Origin of the sequence: Planctomyces sp. SH-PL14, assembly GCF_001610835.1 — a bacterium.
In the GTDB taxonomy this organism is placed as follows: Bacteria; Planctomycetota; Planctomycetia; order Planctomycetales; family Planctomycetaceae; genus Planctomyces_A.
Window position 1 is genome coordinate 4501919 of record NZ_CP011270.1, and the last position, 20588, is coordinate 4522506.

The following is a 20588-nucleotide window of genomic DNA, read 5'->3' on the forward strand; positions in this document are numbered from 1 at the left end:
AGGGCCGGTGGGAGGGCGCGAGCGGATCGCAACAACGCCTGCTGATCAGTGTCCTGAAGCGGCGAACGGGAGTCAACTTCGCGGTCGCTGTGTCGAACCACGTCCTCGCCGGCGGAGGCTCTTTCATGAGGAACCGTGGGACACAACGGACGACCGCTTTGTGAAACCGGCGTCGAGAACTCCCCGCTCGCTCTGGAATCCCCACAGGTTGGTGAGGGGGCATACGGCACGTTGTCCGCGCTTGGACACGATCTCCTTCAGACATCTCTCGACGGCCAAGCCTCCGGCGGGCAAAGGGGCGTTGCCCCTCTGCACTCCCCACCAGGGTGCCCCTGGACCCGGTTCAGGTCAGCACTACTTTCTCGGTCCCAACCCCACCTGCGTCAGCGTCTTCAACGGAAACCGCTCCATCAGCTCCTGAATGTCCCGAGCCGTCACACCACGCAGCTGAGCCAGATCCTCCGCCACCGACCGATACTCATGCCGATACAACCAGTCGTTCCCCAGCACCGAAAGCCGACCCATCGGCCGCTCACTCCTGAGCACCGTCCGCGACGAAACCTTGTTCCGCGCCTGCTCCAACTCCTCCTCCGTCACCCCCTCCCGCATGACCTTGTTGAGAACCCGCTCAATCAGCTCCAGGTTCTCATCCACGTCATCCGGCTCGCAACAGAGATACGTCATCCAAGACCCATGCCCGTCGAACTCGCTGTAGCCCAGGTCGGCCGTCTCGGCCCGCCCGCTCTCGACCAGCTCCCAGTACAGCCGTCCGCTCCCCTCTTCACCGACGATCATGCTCAGCATCTCGGCGGCAAACCGCAGCGGATCCGTCGCCTCCGGCGCGGGCGACATGGCAATGACATGCTCCTGATGAATCGTCCCCTTCTCGACCCACTTCGTGATCTCGGTCGGCCGCGGAGCAATCAGCTTCCGCTCCGCCCCGCCGCGAAGCCAACTGCCGCACCGCTTCTCGGCGAGCGACTTCAGGTTCTCAAAATCAAAGTTTCCGGCGGCAACCAGCGTCAGGTTTTCCGTGCCATACTGCCGGGCGTGGTACTGAAGCATCTGCTCCGCCGTCAGGGCGGTGATGCTCTCTTTGGTCCCGAGGACGCTGTAGCCGAGCGGATGGCTGCCGAAGTACGCCTGCATCGCCTGCTCGTAGACGGCGTACGACGGCTGGTCATCGTACATCCCGATCTCTTCGATGATGACCTGCTTCTCCATGTCGAAGTCGGCGGTCCGCAGCGACGGGCGGATCAGGGCTGACAGGAGATCGAGCGTCGGCTCAAGCGACTCCGGCAGAACGGCGGCGTAGTAGAGCGTCGTCTCTTCGCTCGTCGAGGCGTTGTAGTTCGCCCCCAACTCGTCGAAGACCCGGTTGACGTCGGCCGCGGAATACCGCTCGTCCCCCTTGAACGCCATGTGCTCCAGGAAGTGGCTCACCCCGGCGACCTCGGGAGTCTCATCCCGCGAGCCGGTGCGGACGAAGAACCCCAGGGCGACGCTATGGGCGCGGGGATTCACCTCTCCGAGAACGTGAAGACCGTTGGGCAGTTCGGCGTGCGAGAATTCCATGCGGAAATGATAGCGGGAGGGCGACGGCAAAATAGCCCGCCCGGCGCACTCGCCGAGCGGGTTTGCGAACCGTCAATCTGTTCGTGACCAGTGCGATTCGACACCAGCCTGCATCAGACCTCTCAAGGGGCTTTCTTTTCCCGAAGAGCACCGATCGCATCACTGATCTTGTCGTGGTTGGCCTGCGTCTGCCGGATGACGAGGGATGCGGTCTTCTCATGGACGCTAATCCCAGCCTCGGCCCACGACTTGGGATCGACCGACGACCGGATGAAGTCGACGAGGAGTGTGGCGTCGAATTCCGGGGACTTGAGGTCCTTCCCGATGCGGTACACCGGGAGGTCCGCCACCTGATAGACACAGACGTACAACGTCGGCTCCGGCGGTTGCGGCTTCTCATCCGCCGCCGTGACGAAGGTCCGCAGACCGATGAACAACACAATGGCCAGCACGGCCCCGGAAGATCGCAGCATGCCCCGATTCCTTTCGATCAAGAGACTCGTCTCGTCCTGAAGACGAACAACAGGGTAAAACAGGACCGGCCGTCGTGGACAGACGAGTTGCTCGGCGGCGACGTTAGGGATGGCTGAATCAGTGAGATTCTTTGGATGACGACATCGGCCGGGGTGACGAGCGAATTTTCACCGGACTACGTCACTGCGCGTGCCAACTTTCGCAAGATGGCTGAGCGTCTCCAATGGCAGCACGAAACTCACTCCATTGGCCAGACCGGTCCCGATGGCCAGAACCTGACGATCGACGTCGTCCTCTCCCCCGGTGACGACGCCCGTCCCACGCTGGTTCTCTCTTCCGGACTGCACGGCGTCGAAGGACCGTTCGGCTCCGCCGTCCAGTGCGACGCCCTCCTGAGCTGGGAACGGTCCGCGCCGCCGGTGCGCGTCGTCCTGATCCATGCTCTGAATCCCTACGGCTTCGCCTGGCGGCGGCGGGCCAACGAAAACAACGTCGACCTGAACCGGAACTTCCTCCTGCCGGACGAGCGGTATGAAGGATCGCCGCCGGGCTATACCGACCTCGACGGCTTCCTGAATCCGAAGTCCGCTCCTTCGCCGTGGGAGCCGTTCACGCTCAAGGCTCTGTGGCTGATCGCCCGGGAAGGGCTGCCGAAGCTGCGGCAGGCGATCGCCGGCGGGCAGTACGACTTTCCACAGGGGGTGTTCTTCGGCGGGATCGGGCCGGAGCGTGTCCCCCAGATCCTGGGCGAGCACCTCCCCCGCTGGCTCGGCGCGAGCCGCGCCGTCGTCCATCTCGACTTCCACACGGGCCTCGGCGCCGGCGGCACCGGGAAGCTGCTGATTGACTACCCGCTGAGCGAGAGTGACCGCCGCCGGCTGATCGACTGGTACGGTCCGCAGGGCTTTGAAGCGAGCGACTCGCGGACGATCGCCTACGACAGCTGGGGAAGCCTGGGCCGCTGGTGTCGGGCTACGAACCCGGAGCGAGACTACCTCTATGCCTGCGCGGAGTTCGGTACCTTCGGTCCCGTCGCGGTCCTCGGCGGCCTGCGGGCGGAGAACCGGGCGCATCATTGGAGCAAGTCGAGCTCCGCGACCGTCGAACGGACGAAGCAGCGGCTGGCGGAACTGTTCTGCCCGAGCTCACCCCGCTGGCGGCAACAGGTCCTCGAAGGAGCCCGGATGCTGATTGCGCAGTCGATCGCCGGACTCCGGAGCGTTGCACCGGCGCGTTGATTCCAATGCTGCGACGCCGTTATCACCGCCACGGCTCTCGCGACTCCAATCCGCGTTGAGAGCGCGCCCCGCGCGATCGGGAGGGCGAAGCTCCTGCTGAGCCGCGCAGGGTCCTTGCGGCGTCTCGCCTGCAAAGACTCTTGATGCCCGCCGGGACCGCTTCGGTCACCTCTTCCACCGGCGCGGCTCGGCCGGAGCCTCGCCCTCCCGAGAGTCCCCGAGGCAGACGACCGGACGCCGGTCGTCTACGGTATAGACCGGTTCTTCATGCTTCTGGAGACTCCTTCATGCGCGCTCTGCTCTCTTTCGTGCTCCTTCTCGGAACAGCTCCGGCCGTCGCCCACGCCGCGGAGCCGCGGTTCGACCAGCACGATCTGTTCACGGCCGGCAGCGCCGGATACCAGCTCTACCGGATTCCCGGCGTTGTCGTGACGAACAAGGGAACCGTGCTCGCCTACTGCGAAGCCCGCAAGAGCGACAAGGGGGACTGGGGGACGATCAACGTCCAGCTTCGGCGGAGCACCGACGGCGGCACTACCTGGTCCGAGCCGAAGACGATTTCCGACGTCCCCGGCCCCAAGGTCAAGAACCCGGTCGCGGTCGCGAAGAAGCTCGGCGGCGACGGCGAAGTGACCTACAACAACCCGGTCCTGATCGTCGACCGGAAGACCGGCGCGGTCCACTTCCTGTTCTGCCTGGAGTACATGCGGTGCTTCTACGCCCGCAGCGAGGATGACGGCCAGACGTTCTCGCCCCCCGTTGAGATCACGCAGTCCTTCGAGGCCTTTCGCCCGCACTACGACTGGAAGGTCCTGGCGACCGGTCCCGCCCACGGCATCCAGCTCACCTCGGGGCGGCTCGTCGTGCCGGTCTGGCTATCGCTCGGAACCGGGGGGCACGCTCATCGCCCCTCCGTGACGTCGACGATCTACAGCGACGACCACGGCGCCACCTGGAAAGCCGGGGAGATCGCAGTCCCGAATACCGAGGAATGGGTCAACCCGAACGAAACCGTCGTGGCCCAACTGGTCGATGGCCGCGTGATGCTCAACGTCCGGAGCGAGTCGAAGCCGCACCGCCGCCTCGTGACGACGAGCCCGGACGGAATCGGGGGGTGGACCCCCGCGAAGTTCGACGACACGCTCCTGGAACCGATCTGCATGGCGAGCCTCGTCCGGCTGACGGGGAAGGAGTCCGACAAGACGCGGCTGCTCTTCACCAACCCGGCGACGGTCGACGCCCGGAAGAAGATCACCGTCCGGATGAGCTACGACGAAGGGACGACGTGGCCGGTCTCCCGGATGGTCGAGGAGGGGTTCAGCGGCTACTCCGACATGGCGATCCTGCCGGACCACACGGTCGTGATGGTTTATGAGCGGGGGAGCGTCGACAACCAGTCTCCGTACAAGAGCGGCTCGCTGACGGTGGCCCGGTTCAACGTCGAGTGGCTGTCGGAGGGGAAGGATCGGATCGCGGCGGCCGGCGCCTTACGGTAGGCCGGATGTCGGACTACAGTGAGGCATCGTCCCCGCACCTGATGCCTCCATGCCCCTCCTCTCCCTGTCCGGTCTCGAAGTCGCCTACGGAGCCATTCACGCGCTCCGCGGGATCTCGCTGGAGGTCGAAGCGGGGGAGATCGTGACCCTCATCGGGGCCAACGGGGCGGGCAAGACGACGACGCTGCGGACCATCTCCGGGCTGCTGACGCCGCGGGCGGGGACGATTGAGTTTGACGGCCAGTCGATCGCGGGACTCGCCCCGCACCGGATCGTCGGTCGGGGGCTGGTGCAGGTCCCCGAGGGGCGGGGGATCTTCTCGAACCTCACGGTCGATGAGAACCTGCAGCTTGGCGCCTACGGGAGCGACGATCCGAAGCAGGTCGAGGCGGACCGCCGACGGGCGTTCGAGCTCTTTCCGCGCGTGCAGGAGCGGCTCCGCCAGAATGCCGGGACGCTCTCCGGGGGGGAGCAGCAGATGGTCGCCATCGCCCGGGCGCTGATCGCGCGGCCGAAGCTGCTGTTGCTGGACGAGCCGTCTCTGGGGCTTGCGCCGCAGATTGTCGAGACGATTTTCCGGGTGATCCGCGAGATCAACCAGCAGGGGACGACGATCCTTCTCGTCGAGCAGAACGCCCGGATGTCGCTGCAGGTCGCTCACCGGGCTTATGTTATGGAAGTTGGTGAGATCACGATGTCGGGCCCGGCGAAGGAGCTGGCTGCGAGCGATGAGGTCCGCAAGGCTTATCTCGGCGTCCACGACTGACCAGGGGGGAGGGCGTGGACTTGGTCGGTGGTGGTCGGGTGGTGGCGGGCAGATGATTCATCGCGCGAGTGAACCGGGGTCCAGGGGGACCCCTGGTGGGGAGTGCAGAGGGGCAACGCCCCTTTGCCCGCCGGAGGCCGTCTCGCCGGAAGATGTCTGAAGGAGCCCGTGTCCAAGCGCGGACAAGGTGCCGTATGCCCCCTCACCAACCCGCTCGGACTCCAGAGCGAGCGAGGAGTCCTCAACGCCGGTTCCACAAAGCGGACGTCCGTTGCTTACCACGGTTCCTCATGGAAGCGCCTCCGGCGGCAAGGGGTCGAAACCCCTTGACCCCAGGCTGCCGTCGCACGTTGGGTTTGAGCTATCAACGCTGCGCCGGCAAGAACGCGGTTCGAGCCAACGTGCTCCGCAATCGGAATGGACAGCAGCCTTCGAGGCATGGTCGAACGGAGTGCTCTTGACGTGCAACCAAATGGTTGCATAATCGGGCCGGGAGTGCGGGACATGGATGACGTTTTCAAGGCGCTGGCCGATCCGACGCGGCGGTTGCTGCTCGACCGGCTGTTCGTCGAGAACGGCCAGACGCTCGGAGCCCTGTGCACCCAACTCGGCATGACCCGCCAGGCGGTCACAAAGCACCTGCGGATCCTCGAGGCCGCGAACCTCGTGGCCACGGTCCGCCAGGGGCGGGAGAAGCTGCATTACCTGAATCCGGTTCCGATCCACGAGATCGCCCAGCGATGGATCGGCAAGTACGAGCGCGGACGCCTCCGCCTGCTCGACGACCTCAAGACCCGTCTCGAAGGAGACCACGATGGCTGAGTCCCGATTCGTCTACGTCACCTACATCCGCACAACGCCTGAGAAGCTCTGGCAGGCCCTCCTCGAACCGGAGTTCACCCGCCAATACTGGGCGGAGTGCTGGCACGACTGCGCGTGGAAACCTGGCTCCCCCTGGAAGCTGATGATCCCCGACGGCCGCGTCGGCGACAGCGGCGAGGTCCTGGAGATCGACCCGCCCCGCAAGCTGGTCCTCTCCTGGCAGAACGAGTTCAAGGAGGAGCTGAAGCCGGAAGGACATTCGCGGCTGACCTACCAGCTCGATCCGGAAGGGGAGTCGGTCAAGCTGACGGTGATCCACGAAATGGACCAGCCGAAGTCCAAACTGATCGACGCCGTGTCACAGGGCTGGCCGCACATCCTGTCGAGCCTCAAGACCCTGCTCGAAACCGGCGAGTCGCTCGTCGAAACCCGCCGGTGGCCCGAGGGGCTGTGAGGCGAAGCGCGGAAGGCGCCAATTGGTAGTGGCGGAAGTTTCAGGCCATCGCCGTAGAGAGCGGGCGGGCGTTTTCCGAACGCTGAAGGCGTTGAACAACATAGCCTGGGGCAACGCCCCAGGTTTGTGGCACGTACGAATCGACCAGCCCTGAAGGGGCGACACAACGCCTATCGTTGTTGCGCCCCTTCAGGGCTCAGGATCGAGCGCCGTCACCGTTCCTGGGGCGTTGCCCCAGGCTATGTTGTTTCACGCCGTTGGCGTGGGCTGCCTCGAAGATCTCCGTCCTTGGGAGCTTCGTGATTCCTCTCCGGCCGGCGCGTCCGAACGCCTCCACTCGGACGCGCCTGTCCCATCCGCTCTGATCCGAGCGAGACGTATCTCAGTCCTCGTTCTTCTGCTGCTTCTTGCCCTTCCCCTTGGCCTTGCCGTTTCCTGATCCTTCGCCCGGTTCCGGGGCGCCCGGGAGGTTGGCGGCGTCGGTCTTCGGCAGCCACTTGGCGAGTTCCTCCTTGCGGGAGGCGTACTCCGGCTTGCCGGCGAGGTTGGCGTACTCCAGCGGGTCGGCCGCCTCGTCGTAGAGTTCTTCCTCGCCATTGGCGTAGCGGATGTACCGCCAGCCTTCGGTCCGGACGGTGTGGTTCTTCCGGCCGTGGGTCGTGATCGCCGGGAGGTCCCAGGCCGCCTTCGGGTCCTTCAGCAGCGGGACGAGGCTCCGGCTGTCGAGGTGGTCGGGCTTCGGGAGGTTCGCCAGGTCGCAAACGGTCGGATAGATCGTGACGTAGTCGACGGTCCGCTCGCAGACGCCGCCGGGCTGCGTCATGCCGGGGACTTTCCAGACAAAGACGGTCCGCGTCGGCTCTTCCCAGAGGGCAAACTTCCGCCAGTGCGACTTCTCGCCAAGGCTCCAGCCGTGGTCGCTCCACAGGCAGACGATCGTGTTGTCGCGGTGCGGCGACTTCTCGAGGGCGTCGAGCAGGCGGCCGACCTGGGAGTCGCAGAAGGCGATCGTCGCCAAGTAGGCCTGGACCGCTTCCTTCCAGCGGCCGGAGGCGACGATCTTGGCGTGGTCGCCGTTCGGTCCGGCCATCTTGACGCCGGCCGGGGGGACGTCGGCAAGGTCGTCTTCGCGGTGCGGCGGGAGCTGGATCGACTCCAGCGGGAACATGTCGAACCACTTCTTCGGGACGCTGAAGGGCATGTGGGGCTTCACCAGACCGACGGCCAGGAAGAACGGCTTGTCGCTCTTTTCGTTCAGCTTCTCGATGCCGTAGCTGACGACGCCGTAGTCCGGCATTTCCTCGTCGGTGTTGGCGAGGGGATAGAACTGGATGCCGCCGACGCCGTCATCCTTCGCGTCGGGATGTCGCCGCGTCTGGCCTTTGCCGGGGAAGTAGTCGGCCCAGTCGCCGCCGCGGTCGCCGGGGCCGTGGTAGATCTTTCCGGCGCCGTAGACGCGGTAGTCCGCCTTGGCGAACTGGGAGTTGAGGAGTTTGTCTTCGCTGATGCCGGGGCGCCAGTTCTGGCTGTTGAGGTAGCAGCCGGTGGTGCTGGGCCGCATTCCGGACATGAGGGAGGCCCGCGAGGGGTTGCAGGCGGGGGCGGTGCAGTAGGCCCGTTTGAAGGTGACCCCCTGGGCGGCGAGGCGGTCGATGTTGGGGGTCTTGGTCTGTGGGTGTCGGCCGAGGTGTCCGACCCAGTGGTTCAGGTCATCGATGGCGATGAAGAGGACGTTGGGGCGGTCGGCGGCGGTCGCCGCAGTGGCCCAGAGCCCGAGGAGGAGGGCGAGGAGGGTGTGCCAGGAGGCAGGTCGGATCATCAATCTAGTCCAAGCGAAGTCTGGCAGGATTTGGGGGGACCGTGGGCGGCGGTCAGAGGAATTCTGTTCGAAACCGCCCCCCCGTCGCCAGCCACCCGCTCTTCAGCCGGGTCCAGGGGTTACCCTGGTGGGGGATGCAAGGGGGCAACGCCCCTTTGCCCGCCGGAGGCCGTCTCGTCGCACAGCGCCGGAACGAGTGTGTGTCCAAGCGCGGACAACGTGCCGTATGCCCCCACACCACCCCGCGGGGATTGCAAACCGAGCGAGGAGTCCTCGACGCCGGTTCCCTAAAGCGAACGTCCGTTGTTTACCACGGTTCCTCACAGGACTGCCTCCGGCGGCAAGGGGGTGGCCTCCCTTGACCCCCAATGGCCGTGGCACATTGGGTTTGAGCTAACGGAGTCGCGCCGGCAAGGACGACCCTCCCGGAATGTCATCCATTGCTATAGACTCGCGCCTCCTCCATTGCTGCCCCACTGAGTTCCTCCCCGACGATGCTGAACGCCGCTGCCGTTGCCGAGGGACACGCCCGGATCGAGCTTCTCCGCCGCAACCTCGCCTCGGTTATTCGCGGCAAAGTCGAGATCATCGACCTCCTGATCACCGCCCTCCTGGCCGGCGGCTCCGTCCTCCTCGAAGACGTCCCCGGAGTCGGCAAAACAACACTCGCCAAAGCCTTGGCGAAATCGCTCGACACTCAATTCCGCCGCGTCCAGTTCACCCCCGACCTGCTCCCGACCGACATCCTCGGGGCCTCGATCTACAACCCCCGCGACGGCTCGTTCACGTTTCATCCGGGCCCCATCTTCAGCCACATCCTCCTGGCCGACGAGATCAACCGCGCGTCGCCGCGAACCCAGTCGGCGCTCTTGGAAGCGATGAGCGAAGGGCAGGCGACCATCGAAGGGCACCGCCACCCCCTCCCCCACCCCTTCCTCGTCCTGGCGACCCAGAACCCGGTCGACTTCCACGGCACCTACCCGCTCCCCGAGGCGCAGCTCGACCGGTTCCTGCTGCACCTCAACATGGGCTACCCGGACCAGAAGACCGAAGTCGACATCCTCTTCGCCCAGGCCCTCGAACCGCCGATCGATCACGTCGAGCCGGTCCTCTCGATCGCCGACGTCAGCCAGATGCAGGCCCAGGTCCGCGAGGTCCAGGTCGAACGGACCGTCGCGAACTACATCGTCGAGATCGTCCGGGAAACGCGGAAGCACCCCATGCTGAAGCTCGGCGTCAGCCCTCGCGGCTCGCTGATGCTCTTCCGCGCCGCCCAGGCGGCCGCCTTCACGGCGGAGCGGACGTTCGTCATGCCCGACGACGTCCAGCGGGTCGCCGTCCAGGTCCTCGCTCACCGGACGATGCTCTCGTCCAAAGCCAAGTACAGCGGCCTGACGGGCGACCAGGTGATGCGAGAGGTCATCTCGACGATCAAGGTGCCTGTGTAGGGAGAGGCGGAAGGTAGAGACCGCGCCGGTGCTGAGAGCGCTTGCCCGGTTGGTGCCGTTGTTGGTGATCTGGATCGTCGGGTTGAGCACTGCGGAGCAAGCCAGCGGTTGCCCGGGCATTGTTTTCACGCAACAAGGTTTCTCTGGACATCAGGCCAGATGTCCTTGCTGACCACAATGGTCATATTCGTGCCCTCAACTTCCAACGCGACGCCGTGCCTCCAAAGGCGAAGGTAGTATAAAGGAATCGTCACTTCCTTGGGGTTCGATAATGAAGCCCAAGGAATGAGAATCGTGCGCGGCCTTGGGAACCCAAACGGGGAAGGGCCTTCGCGCACAAGAAGGCCATCCGTTGCCACGGCGATATTCCGGCCCATGAGTTCGTGCCCGGGTGAATCGCGGTAGTAGCACCACTTCCAGTGCGGACTAGCTTGACTTGTGGTGGGTGCGCCGAACCTGCGCGTTGCCATGAACCAGTTGGGGAATCTCCGATGCCGTGTTGCTGTGTCGAGCACAGCACACACTCCCATAACGAGAGCAGCTATTGCGAGCAAGAACGCCCAAACAACCCCTGTTCCAGAAAGGCCATCCATTGTGCCCACGTTCTCCTTGGGGACAGGGGCAAATACTATCGCGGGGAGCGTAAAGGAACGAGATTATCTTCGCGGCCAACGCGCCCAGCAGTCCGTGTAAGGCATGGCGATTTCGCACGCCTTCGGCGATACGGCCATCAATGCGAAACCGCCACCCCAGTTCGAGCGAACGTGGCGCGGCGTTTCCGATTCACGTCCGCGGAGGTCGGATCAAGTTCCCGTCCCCGCCTCCTTCCTGAGCACCAGCCGCGCGACCGGAATCCCGGCCGCCAGCGTCGCCAGGCTGAGGAGGCTGGGAATCCGGCGGTCTCGGTCGAGAAGCGCGACGGCGATCGTCCCGAGGCTCAGGAGCAGGAAGACGAGCGGCGGCAGCGGATAGAGCGGGACCGAGTAAGGGCGGACGAGATCCGTGCGCCTCCGGAGCGGGAAGACGCACACGACCACGAGGGCCGCGATCGCCGCCAGACCGATCGAGGCGTAGTCGAGGATCTGGGCGAAGGATCCGGACCACACGATCCCGACCGCCGCGGCGGCCTGCGCCAGCGTGGCGATTACCGGAGTGCCGCGCGTCGGGTGGAGTCGGCTGGCGATCTGGGGAAAGGCCCGGTCGCGGGCCATCGCCACGGCGACCCGCGGGCCGGCCAACAGGTACGCGCTGACCGAGGCGATCAGTCCCAGTCCCAGGACGGCCGAGACCAGGGCCGCCGCCCGCGGGCCGAAGAGCGCGGTCGTTGCCAGCTCCGCCACGCGCTCCACCTCCGCGGGGGACTTCCGCATCATGACCGCGGGATCCAGGGCATAGACGTAGACGACATTGATCACGACGTAAAGCGCGACGACCGACAGACAGCCCCAGATCGTGGCCCGCGGCAGGAGTTGCGCCGGATCGCGGATCTCCCCCGCGATGTAGGCCGCCCCGTTCCATCCCGAGTACGCATAGCCCACATAGACGAGTCCCGTCGCCAGGGCGGACCACTGGGGCGCCGTCGGCCAGCCCCCTTGGGCAAAGTGGCTCCAGTCCCCCCGCCCCCAGAGCAGCGCCGCCGCCGCCATCGCCACGAAGACGAGCGTCTTGAGGAGGGTGCTCGATCCCTGAAGCCAGGCACTCTGTCGATGCCCCAGGCCGTGCCCGAACGAGACCGCCACGATCAGGAGCGACGCCAGCGCGCGGCTGAGCGTCGCGAGTTGGTCAGGGGGCCAATGGGAGAACGAGGAGCCGGCCGGCACGAGGAGGTAATCGATCGCCAGCCGGGCGATGACGGCGGTCGGGGCGGCGAAGCCGAGGACGAACGTCGCCCAGCCGGCGACGATCCCGGCGTGCCGCCCGTAGGCTTCGCGGACAAAGACGTAGTCGCCGCCAACGTGCGGAAGGGTCGTCGCGAGCTCGACCACCGTCAGCGCCCCGCAAAGGGCCATCCCGCCGCCGACGATCCACAGCGCGATCAGGGCCGCCGGATTGCCGGTGTCGCGGAGCGTGTAGCCGGAGGTCGCGAGGATGCCCGCCCCGACCATGCTGGCCACGACCAGGGCATAGCCGGTCCCGAGACCGAACTGCCGCGCCGAGTCGGCAGAACCGTCGCGCGATCCCTCCGGCGGGGCAATCGAGGCGTTCGCGTGAGATTCGGACACCGGGACCTCGGGGCCTCAGCAGCAGTGCCCCGGCGGCCGCTCACGTGCGTCCTGAACCGGGGTCTCGACGACCCCGGTTCTCCTCCGGCACTCCCTGCTGCCGGTGTTTAACCCGTCCAATCGGCGGCGGAAAGGCTCACGGCGTCGGAAGCGGCTGCTCGGCGATCGGGAACTCGCGAATCCGGGCTTCGATCGTCTTCACATCCGGCTTGAACGAGCCGACGACCGCCGCCAGCGCGCTCCGCAGATTGGCGTCCTGCTCCGCTTCATAGATGTCGTACACGGCGCGGACTTCGTCGTTCGAGAGCGTCAGGCCGTGCTTCTGGATATGGTACGCCAGGTTGCGGGCGGCCAGGGTCCGGAGCTCCACGGGGTTCGAGGCGGTCCGGGCAACTTCAGCCAGTTCCCGCTGGACCGACGGCCGGCCGATGCTCGCCAGGGCGAGCAGGACATCGCCGCCGATCTCCGGCTTCGTGATCGAGGCGGTCAGCGCCTCCTCGGCGGGACCGAGGTCGAAGATCTTCTCGCGGCGGCCTTCCGCGATGTGCCGCAGCCAGTAGGCGGCCGCCTTGACCCGCTCTTCCCGCTGCTCCGCCGTCAGCGGCGGCGGAGTGAGCTCGGCCAGGAACGGCGTGAGCTGAACCTGCAGCTCGCCGGGGGTCGAGGCTTCCTGGAGGTAGGCGACGTGGTCGTACTCGCGAATCAGCCTGTCGGCGGCGGACCGCATGGCGGCCGGTCCGTAGATCACGATCGGGATCGACGCGGTCCGGGCGTCGGCCCGGAACTGGGCGATCGTCGGCGTGAGATCGGGACGGATCGTATTGAGGTGCAGGACGGCGACCGCCATGTCGCCCCGCGCGGCGGCGGCATTGAACCCTTCAGCCCCCGTCCGGACGGCGGCGGCGTCATATCCGAGCGCCTGGAGCAGGCTGCGGAACTCGTCGCCGCGGGGATAGTTCGGGTCGACGATCACCATGTTCGGCTTCTCGTCGCTGTTGAGCTCCCGGGCCAGGATCTCGACCACGCGGCGGGCGCCGGGGAACGGCTCGACCGGATCCCAGCTCAGGATCGTCGTCGCGGCGCTGAACTGGACGCGGGGATCGGCATCGTCGAGAGCGGCGACGACGGCGGATTTCTGCTGGTTCGTCGGGCGGAGGAGGGCGACCGATCCGTTCTGGGACATGACCCGCAGGGCGCCGACCGCGGCGGCGATGTTCCGCTGCTCGAGGGCGACCTTCAGGACGTCCGCGGCGAATTCCGGTCCCGACGTCAGGAGGAGGTTGTGCGCCGTTCCCGGACCTTCGGGGAGGGGAGCGGCCCAGCCCGCCTGCTCGACGTCGCGGAGGAGCAGGATCGAGAGGAGTTGTGTCTGGATCGCCCGGTCGGCGGGGCTGAAGTCGAGCGCCTGCCGGGTGAGCTGCTCCGCCTTGAAGAGGGCGGCCGATTTCGCCGAAACCCGATTCTCCTGCGGCAACCCTTCGGTCTTGTTCCAGGTCCAGAGAGTGACGAGCCCGTTGTCTCCCACGGGCATCCGGATGCGGCCGGTCAGGTAGTCCGCGGCGGTCCGCCGGATCCGCTCCGCCAGGCCGTCCGGATTGAGCCGCCCCGTCTTGAGGACATCCTTATAGAGGATGCGGGCGAGCGCCTGCCGGGCGCTGAGCTGGACCCGGTCGTCCTTGGCCGGGGAGAAGGCGGCGATCAAGAGCGGCAGTTCTTCGTTCTTATCGCCCACGGAGCCCAGCACTTCGGCCGCCAGGGCCTGGCGGGTGGGGTTGTCGGCGTCGAGCATCGCCACGAGCGGCGGGACGGTGGCGGGACCCAGCCGGGTCATCACGTAGGCCAGCATCCCCTGCTTGTCGGTGTTCTGCGGGTCGGAGAGCGCTTTGACGAGCGGTCCGACGGCATGCGGTCCCAGGTGCTGCAGCTCGAGGATCGCCAGTTCCCGCTGCCGGTCGGTGCCGGAGAGCTGGCCGATGAGCTGGTCCATCCGCGCGGCGGAGGGGCCCCGGCGGTTCCCGGCCTCGGTCATCCGGTCGAGGAGTTGTCCGGCGGCGGGTTTGAGGTCGCTGTTGCGCGAGAACTCAATAAAGAGCGCGGTCCCGAACTTGTCCCGGAGCTGGAGGAGCGTGTCGTCGTCCGGCTCCATCTTGACGAGGGCGTCCATATACCGGCGGGCCAGCTCGGGCCGGGCCAGCTTCAGCGTGAGCGAGACCGCCCGCACGAGTTCCTCGGGGGTCTTGGGCTCTTCCGGGAGGACCAGATCGAGCTTTTCCGCCTCCGCTCCGGCAGCATCGGCCGGCGGTTCGTTCTGCGCGAAGGAGGGGACGGCGCTCAGTCCCAGCGAAAGCCCCACGGCGGAGACGGCGAACCAGCGGCTTCGGAGCATCGCTTACCTCATCCTGTTCGGGCGCAAGAGGAACACCGCGGCGCGGTTCGCCCCTGCTCGTCTTATCGAGTTCCGTCGGAAGAGCGCTTGAGGTCCGGCGGCTTTGAACGGATCGTCTCGGGCGAACAAACCCCTTCAGCCATCCTGCCTTCTCCAGTGTGACGCCGCAACAACCGTTGCATCCGGGAGACGCGTCAAAACCGGAATATTCTCACAAGTCGTCGCCGTCATCCGTTCGATAACTGATCCTGTGGATTCGAGGCTTTCGTGAATGCGGAACCCGCAGTCCAAGTCACCGATGCACCTGGAGGCGACTGGGATGACCAAGCGATACTGGCTCAAACGCCTGTGCCTGGCATTGATGCTGGCACTGACCGTTGTGCCGAGCAGCGGATGTAAGCTGTTCTTCTATGCCGTCAAAGATCTGTTCATTGCCGGCAACTTTTTCTGGACGACGCCGTTCATCCCGGTTTCGCCCTACTTCAGTCAGCAGATTGAAGACACGTACTGGGAAGAAGAGCGTTACAAGCGGGTCATTGTGATGGACCCGATCGAGGGCGAGAACGCCCCGCTCTTCTGTCTCGACCCGCCGTCCCCGGACGAAGTCTACCGGGCGCTTCCCGACATGACCTCGGGTGGCGTGGCGTTCCTGGCTGAGACGAGCTGGAACAACGTCCGGATGGTCGTGGAGCCGATCGTCGACCGACTCGACGACTGCCGCTTCTACCCGATGGTCGGACCGGCCCGGCTGCACCACTGTCACTACAAGTGCACGGTGTACTACGAAGAAACCAAGCGGTCTTACTGGCCCGTGCCGTTCACTCATAAGGACCAGGTGCAGCAGGTGGTCTATGTCGACCATGACTACCTGATCCGTTGTGCCGGCCCGGACATGGACCAGGAACCGTAGGAATACGCGATTCAGGTGCACGAGAGCCCGGCGGAGGAGCAATCCTCCGCCGGGTTTTCTCGTTTTGGGAGGGCGTGATCAGACGGCGTCCTTGCCGGCACGGCTGTGCTCGCTCAAACCCAACGTGCTACGGCAGTTGGGGTCAAGGGGCCAGAAAAACAACACAGGCCCCCTTGCCGCCGGAGGCCGTTCCTATGAGGAACCTTTGTAAGCAACGGACGCCCCCTTTGTGGGACCCGCGTTGAGGACTCTTTCAAAGTCCACCGCTGGCGATGCACTCCCCGCGTGTTGGTGAGGGGGCATCCGGCACGCTGTCCGCGCCTGGACACACCCTCCTTCAGACATCTCTCGACGAGAGGGCCTCCGGCGGGCAAAGGGGCGTTGCCCCCTTGCATCCCCCACCAGGGTGCCCCTGGACCCGGTGGATCAGCGGCGCCGTGCATATCAGCGGCGAACCTTGCCGGTTTGCCCCGTGTCCCCACCCCACCCGTCGCGGGAGGGACTCAACCATGGGACGCAAACTGGAGATCGAGAACGAAATCGAGCCGGTTCCGGCAACGGAACTCGCCACGACCGTCGCCGGCGAAGACCTCAAGATCGGCGACGATGTCGCCATCCTCAACGAGACCTTCGAAACCCCCGGCTGGATCTGGGACTGCGACATCAACACCCACTCCCCCCAGGAACCGGTCCGCACCCGCTACGCCTCCCGCGACCCCGGCGTCCCATTCCGCGTCCAGGCGATCTGCCTCCCGTTCGTGTTCCTCAAATCCCCCAGGAAAGAACACCGGACCATCGACCTGCGAATGGTCCAGCTCGTCCGAGTCAGCGCCGCCTACGCCAAGTGCGTCCGCAAGGCGCTCCGACCCCGGACCCTCTGAACGGCCCCGCGACCACAAGCACCCCCAAACCCCACCCCAGAAACCAGAACACCCGGCCGGGACCACTGTCCCCACCGGGTGTCACTGTTTGAGCAGCACGCTTGAGCAACTCGGCGCCCGCAAAGCGGGCCACCAGATTCCGACCTTCAGCCTTCCGCCTTCAGTCTGAACCCCTCTCCCTCTACGCCTACTTCTTCGCTTCGCGGAAGTCATACGTCGCCAGCGCCGTCAGCTCGCGCGGCGGAACACCGTTGCGGCGGTTCGAATACCCGAACCCATACACCGCCACCTTGCCGGTCGTCAGCTCGGCAATGAACACCCCTTCGAGCCCCGGGGGATCTCCGCCCGAACGGCCGGTCAGGAGCAGGTTCCCGGGACACATCACGAACGTTCCCGCTTCCGTCAGGCCAAAGTCCTGGGCAATGCTTCGGCCATAGGCCTGTGTGAACGCCCCGGCCTGGGCGTTGTAGGCGGCGCCGGTCAGCCGCCCGGTCACGTGATCGAGCACGAACACCGCGTCCGTGAATCCCGCCTGCGTCGCACACGTCGCAATCGAGAGCTTCTGATTGCTGTCCGCCGAGCCGGCGTAGGCTCGTTCTGCCGGCCAGTAGACGGAGATCATGGACCCCAACACCACACCGACCGCCACCCAACTGAGCTTCTGATTCGTGTTCACCGGCTGACTCCTGATGTGTCCTGACGACGGGTTCTCCCGCATCTGCATCCTATCGCTCCGTTTTCTGACTCGATAGGGAATTCGTTGGCAGGGATCCCTGGGGTCAGCTCGCGATTCCGCGCCGGCCGTAAACTGGGCGGTTCAGGGAAAGGTGCCTGCCTGCCGGTGTGCCGCCGGGCCCGCGACAAGGCTCCTGGACCAAGTCCGTGGGGGAGGATGGAGCGGGCGAGAGCCCTGCCGATGAGAGCCCATCGGATCACAGCACAGACCTTGGCCCTGGCAGCGGTCGTACGAGGGGTTTGAACGAGCCGGGACATGCCTGTGAGCGAGCCCTTCGAGACAGGTCCGGGCTCGCCGGTGGAACGCAACCAACGTTCCCGTGAAACCCCAATTTCGACATTCCACGCGATGTCGGCGAATTGCGAAAAATGGCGAAATCCGGGGTGGCGGGATCTGCCGATCCGGCTAGGATCCCACCCCTTCCGGCACCGCCCGGGATGGCGTTGCTGTTGTTGGCTTGCCTGTTTTCAGGCAGTGATTTTTCTGTCTGTTTCAGCCGTATGTTTCAGACAGTCCTTTTCGCTCTGACGGATCGCGCTCGCTCATCCGTCTGAGACCCGCACGGATCGTCCTCTGACGGACACCGCCCTTTGAAGTAAGGAGACTTCAATGGCCGCCGCCGCTGCACTTCCGCGCTGCGAATGCGTTCCGCTCCCCGGGCATCAGGTGTCCCTCCGGATCGATGGTCGCGAGCGCTGCCGCTGGCACCACGGAGCCGAATACCCGCGCCCGTTCTTCTGGCCCCTCGTCGCCCCGCGCTCCGATGAATCGCTCACGCGCATCGGACACCCCGGCGCCCCCAATCACGATCACCATCGTTCCGTCTGGTTCGCGCACGCCAAGGTCCAGGGGGTCGACTTCTGGAGCGAGAACACCAAGGCCCGCATCGAGCAGAAGGAATGGCTCCTCTACGAGGACGCCGATGACGAAGCCGCCATGGCTGTCCGGCTCGAATGGCGCGATGGCCATGATGCCGCGCCGCTCCTTACGCAGGACCTCATCGCCACCCTCCGTCCGCAAGAGGACGACGAATACGTTCTCGACCTGGAAACGGTCTTCACCCCTCGTTCACCGGACCTAGAATTCCAGCAGTCCAACTTTGGCGTGCTGGCGGTGCGAGTCGCCCGCAGCCTGTCGGCTCACTTCGGTAGCGGAACGCTCTCGAGCAGTGAGGGGAAGACGGGGGAGCCGGAGATCTTTGGTCAGCCTGCGCGCTGGGTCGACTACTCCGGTCCGATTCGCCAACGAGACACCCGCGATGCGATCGAAGCGGGGGTCACTTACTTTTCGCACCCCTCGAACGGAGCGAGCTTTCCGCAGTGGCATGTCCGCGCGGACGGCTGGATGGGATGCTCGCTGACGTACGAGGCCCCGCGGACGATCCGCCGGGAGTCTCCGCTGCACCTGCGGTATCTGCTGTACGTGCATGGCGGGAAAGGCGATCCCGACCGGGCCGCCCGCGTGTGGGACGAGTGGACCAGGCGTCCGGCCCGCCGGGTGGTGAAGTCCATGCAGCCGCACCGGATGTTCGAGCTCCAACCGGTCCCAACGGCGTAACCCGCCGGATTCGCGGCAGATTTCCAATTCGGGTTTGACCGGAGTGGACAAATCTGCAAAGTTTGATGCGTTGGTGCCGATGGCTCTCCATCGGTGGCTTGCGATCGACAGTCCTTCGAACGCCCGAGTGAGCGGCTCCGGTGTTCGCCGATCACGGTTCCTGCAGTTGGCTGGCTGCGGGCCGTCCTTTTTGAAACCTCCCTGCCTCAGGAGGCCCCTGCCAATGTTGAATATTTTTGGCCGTCGTGTCGGCATGTGTGACGGACTTTCCCGCCGCGCGTTCCTGAAGATCGGCGGACTGGCGATGGGCGGAATGGCCCTGCCCGACATGCTCCGCGCAGAAGAAGCGGCCGGGACCAATGGTGCCGGCAAGGGGATCATCATGGTCTTCCTGCCCGGGGGACCGCCGCACCAGGACATGTGGGACATCAAGGTCGATGCCCCGGTCGACATCAAGGGGCCGTTCAACCCGATCCACACCAAGGTCCCCGGGGTCGAGATCTGCGAACTCTTCCCCCGCATGGCCTCCTGCTCGGACAAGGTCGCCTACATCCGCTCGGTCGTCGGCGCGACCGGGAACCACTACGCCCACCAGTGCCTGACCGGTCATGACGACCGCAACCAGCCGCCTGGTGGCTGGCCGGCGCTCGGCTCGGTCCTCTCGAAGGTGTACGGCCCCAAGAACGCTTCGCTGCCGTCGTACGTTGGCCTGTCCCCGAAGATGGGGCACATGCCCTGGGCGGACAACGGCAGCCCAGGCTTCCTCGGCGTGTCGCATGCTCCCTTCTCTCCGCATGGCGAAGGGAAGGACGACATGACCCTGCAGGGGCTGACGCTGGACCGGCTCGGCGACCGGCGGCAGGTGCTGGCGTCGCTGGACCGTTTCCGCCGCGATGCGGACAACAGCGGGATGATGGAGGGGGTGGACGCGTTCCATCAGCAGGCCTTCGGGATCCTGACCTCCAGCAAGCTGGCCGATGCCCTGGACATCGAGAAGGAAGACAAGAGCCTGCGCGATCGGTACGGCCGTGGGTTCAATCAGCTCAAGGATGACGGCGGGCCGCGGCTGCTCGACAACTTCCTGACGGCCCGGCGGCTGATCGAAGCCGGCGTGCGGTGCGTGTCGCTGTCGTTCAGCCGGTGGGACTGGCACAACGACAACTTCAAGCAGGCGAGCGAGGAGATGCCGATGCTCGACCAGGCGCTGAGCGCCCTGCTCGAGGATCTGGAGTATCGCGGTCTGTTCAAGGACGTGACGGTCATTGTCTGGGGTGAGTTCGGCCGGACGCCGAAGATCAACGCTCAGGGTGGCCGCGATCACTGGCCGCAGGTTTCCTGCGCCCTGATGGCAGGCGGTGGGATTCGTGGCGGTCAGGTGGTGGGGGCGACGAACCGGCTGGGTGAGTTTGCCTCGGAGCGTCCGGTCCACTTCCAGGAGATTTTTGCGACGCTCTACAAGACGCAGGGGATCGACATTGACCGGGTGACGCTGCCGGATCTGCAGGGTCGTCCGCGGTTCCTGGTGGAGCATGAGAAGTATGCTCCGATCAAAGAGTTGCTGTAGGAAGCGGTTCTGCTGATCCGCGTTCTTGCCGGCACGACTCGATAGCTCAAACCCAACGTGCTACGGCAGCCGGGGTCAAGGGGGTCACCCCTTGCCGCCGGAGGCGCTTCTATGAGGAACCGTGGGACACGACGGACGTCCCCTTTTTGGGACCCGCGTTGAGGACTCCCTCGAAAAACACCGCTCGCTTTGCAATCCCCGCAGGCTGGTGAGAGGGCATCCGGCACGGTGTCCGCGCTT

At 65.6% G+C, this 20588-nt stretch carries 16 protein-coding genes; 10 read left to right on the plus strand and 6 right to left on the minus strand.

Annotated elements, in window-relative coordinates:
- Positions 1-354: 354 nt before the first annotated feature.
- Positions 355-1575 carry a M16 family metallopeptidase gene (locus VT03_RS17405; RefSeq protein WP_075094156.1) on the minus strand — a complete coding sequence of 407 codons (1221 nt, stop codon included), beginning with the start codon at positions 1573-1575 and terminating at the stop codon, positions 355-357.
- A gap of 122 nt (positions 1576-1697) precedes the next feature.
- On the minus strand, positions 1698-2048 hold the full coding sequence (locus VT03_RS17410) for a hypothetical protein (protein ID WP_075094157.1): 351 nt from the start codon (positions 2046-2048) through the stop codon (positions 1698-1700).
- 135 nt (positions 2049-2183) lie between these two features.
- Between VT03_RS17410 and VT03_RS17415 the strand changes: the two genes are divergently transcribed.
- The 5 genes from VT03_RS17415 (at position 2184) to VT03_RS17435 (ending at position 6825) form a co-directional block, all read left to right on the plus strand.
- Positions 2184-3287 carry a DUF2817 domain-containing protein gene (locus VT03_RS17415; RefSeq protein ID WP_075094158.1) on the plus strand — a complete coding sequence of 368 codons (1104 nt, stop codon included), beginning with the start codon at positions 2184-2186 and terminating at the stop codon, positions 3285-3287.
- 287 nt (positions 3288-3574) lie between these two features.
- Entirely contained in the window at positions 3575-4783 is a 1209-nt protein-coding gene (locus VT03_RS17420) for a sialidase family protein (protein ID WP_075094159.1), read from the plus strand.
- 49 nt (positions 4784-4832) lie between these two features.
- Positions 4833-5549 (plus strand): ABC transporter ATP-binding protein, encoded by a 717-nt coding sequence (locus VT03_RS17425; RefSeq protein ID WP_075094160.1) that lies wholly within the window; start codon positions 4833-4835, stop codon positions 5547-5549.
- 504 nt (positions 5550-6053) lie between these two features.
- Positions 6054-6371 carry an ArsR/SmtB family transcription factor gene (locus VT03_RS17430; RefSeq protein WP_075094161.1) on the plus strand — a complete coding sequence of 106 codons (318 nt, stop codon included), beginning with the start codon at positions 6054-6056 and terminating at the stop codon, positions 6369-6371.
- The gene (locus VT03_RS17435; RefSeq protein ID WP_075094162.1) at positions 6364-6825 is read left to right on the plus strand and encodes an SRPBCC family protein; all 462 of its coding nucleotides are present in this window, start codon (positions 6364-6366) and stop codon (positions 6823-6825) included. Before VT03_RS17430 ends, VT03_RS17435 begins: the two co-directional genes overlap by 8 nt.
- 382 nt (positions 6826-7207) lie before the next feature.
- Here the strand turns inward: VT03_RS17435 and VT03_RS17440 are convergent, their stop codons facing one another.
- Positions 7208-8644, minus strand: a complete 1437-nt coding sequence (locus VT03_RS17440) for a sulfatase (RefSeq protein WP_075094163.1) — start codon at positions 8642-8644, stop codon at positions 7208-7210.
- 494 nt (positions 8645-9138) lie between these two features.
- Here VT03_RS17440 and VT03_RS17445 point away from each other — a divergent pair, with 494 nt between their 5' ends.
- Positions 9139-10092 (plus strand): AAA family ATPase, encoded by a 954-nt coding sequence (locus VT03_RS17445; RefSeq protein ID WP_075094164.1) that lies wholly within the window; start codon positions 9139-9141, stop codon positions 10090-10092.
- 803 nt (positions 10093-10895) lie between these two features.
- Here VT03_RS17445 and VT03_RS17450 read toward each other — a convergent pair.
- Together VT03_RS17450 and VT03_RS17455 are read right to left on the minus strand one after the other, a co-directional pair.
- Positions 10896-12314, minus strand: a complete 1419-nt coding sequence (locus tag VT03_RS17450) for an APC family permease (RefSeq protein WP_075094165.1) — start codon at positions 12312-12314, stop codon at positions 10896-10898.
- A gap of 136 nt (positions 12315-12450) precedes the next feature.
- Positions 12451-14700: a HEAT repeat domain-containing protein gene (locus VT03_RS17455; RefSeq protein WP_075094166.1), complete on the minus strand. Its 2250-nt coding sequence runs from the start codon at positions 14698-14700 to the stop codon at positions 12451-12453.
- 319 nt (positions 14701-15019) lie between these two features.
- Between VT03_RS17455 and VT03_RS17460 the strand changes: the two genes are divergently transcribed.
- Both VT03_RS17460 and VT03_RS17465 read left to right on the plus strand, forming a co-directional pair.
- Entirely contained in the window at positions 15020-15610 is a 591-nt protein-coding gene (locus tag VT03_RS17460) for a hypothetical protein (RefSeq protein WP_075097166.1), read from the plus strand.
- A 509-nt stretch (positions 15611-16119) separates the two neighbouring features.
- Complete coding sequence (locus tag VT03_RS17465) at positions 16120-16491, plus strand: hypothetical protein (RefSeq protein WP_082846302.1); 372 nt, start codon at positions 16120-16122, stop codon at positions 16489-16491.
- Between the two features lie 187 nt (positions 16492-16678).
- On the opposite strand, the gene VT03_RS17470 is transcribed toward VT03_RS17465, so the two are convergent.
- Positions 16679-17167, minus strand: a complete 489-nt coding sequence (locus VT03_RS17470) for a hypothetical protein (protein WP_156514572.1) — start codon at positions 17165-17167, stop codon at positions 16679-16681.
- A gap of 669 nt (positions 17168-17836) precedes the next feature.
- Here VT03_RS17470 and VT03_RS17475 point away from each other — a divergent pair.
- Entirely contained in the window at positions 17837-18784 is a 948-nt protein-coding gene (locus VT03_RS17475; protein WP_075094168.1) for a PmoA family protein, read from the plus strand.
- Between the two features lie 223 nt (positions 18785-19007).
- Complete coding sequence (locus VT03_RS17480; protein ID WP_075094169.1) at positions 19008-20348, plus strand: DUF1501 domain-containing protein; 1341 nt, start codon at positions 19008-19010, stop codon at positions 20346-20348.
- The last annotated feature ends 240 nt before the right edge of the window (positions 20349-20588 follow it).

What these genes read in the sequence shown, in the direction of transcription:
- VT03_RS17405 (WP_075094156.1), bottom strand. Translation starts at nt 1,575, where the DNA reads ATGGAATTCTCGCACGCCGAACTGCCCAACGGTCTTCACGTTCTCGGA.
- VT03_RS17410 (WP_075094157.1), bottom strand. Translation starts at nt 2,048, where the DNA reads ATGCTGCGATCTTCCGGGGCCGTGCTGGCCATTGTGTTGTTCATCGGT.
- VT03_RS17415 (WP_075094158.1), top strand. Translation starts at nt 2,184, where the DNA reads ATGACGACATCGGCCGGGGTGACGAGCGAATTTTCACCGGACTACGTC.
- VT03_RS17420 (WP_075094159.1), top strand. Translation starts at nt 3,575, where the DNA reads ATGCGCGCTCTGCTCTCTTTCGTGCTCCTTCTCGGAACAGCTCCGGCC.
- VT03_RS17425 (WP_075094160.1), top strand. Translation starts at nt 4,833, where the DNA reads ATGCCCCTCCTCTCCCTGTCCGGTCTCGAAGTCGCCTACGGAGCCATT.
- VT03_RS17430 (WP_075094161.1), top strand. Translation starts at nt 6,054, where the DNA reads ATGGATGACGTTTTCAAGGCGCTGGCCGATCCGACGCGGCGGTTGCTG.
- VT03_RS17435 (WP_075094162.1), top strand. Translation starts at nt 6,364, where the DNA reads ATGGCTGAGTCCCGATTCGTCTACGTCACCTACATCCGCACAACGCCT.
- VT03_RS17440 (WP_075094163.1), bottom strand. Translation starts at nt 8,644, where the DNA reads ATGATCCGACCTGCCTCCTGGCACACCCTCCTCGCCCTCCTCCTCGGG.
- VT03_RS17445 (WP_075094164.1), top strand. Translation starts at nt 9,139, where the DNA reads ATGCTGAACGCCGCTGCCGTTGCCGAGGGACACGCCCGGATCGAGCTT.
- VT03_RS17455 (WP_075094166.1), bottom strand. Translation starts at nt 14,700, where the DNA reads ATGCTCCGAAGCCGCTGGTTCGCCGTCTCCGCCGTGGGGCTTTCGCTG.
- VT03_RS17460 (WP_075097166.1), top strand. Translation starts at nt 15,020, where the DNA reads ATGACCAAGCGATACTGGCTCAAACGCCTGTGCCTGGCATTGATGCTG.
- VT03_RS17465 (WP_082846302.1), top strand. Translation starts at nt 16,120, where the DNA reads ATGGGACGCAAACTGGAGATCGAGAACGAAATCGAGCCGGTTCCGGCA.
- VT03_RS17475 (WP_075094168.1), top strand. Translation starts at nt 17,837, where the DNA reads ATGGCCGCCGCCGCTGCACTTCCGCGCTGCGAATGCGTTCCGCTCCCC.
- VT03_RS17480 (WP_075094169.1), top strand. Translation starts at nt 19,008, where the DNA reads ATGTTGAATATTTTTGGCCGTCGTGTCGGCATGTGTGACGGACTTTCC.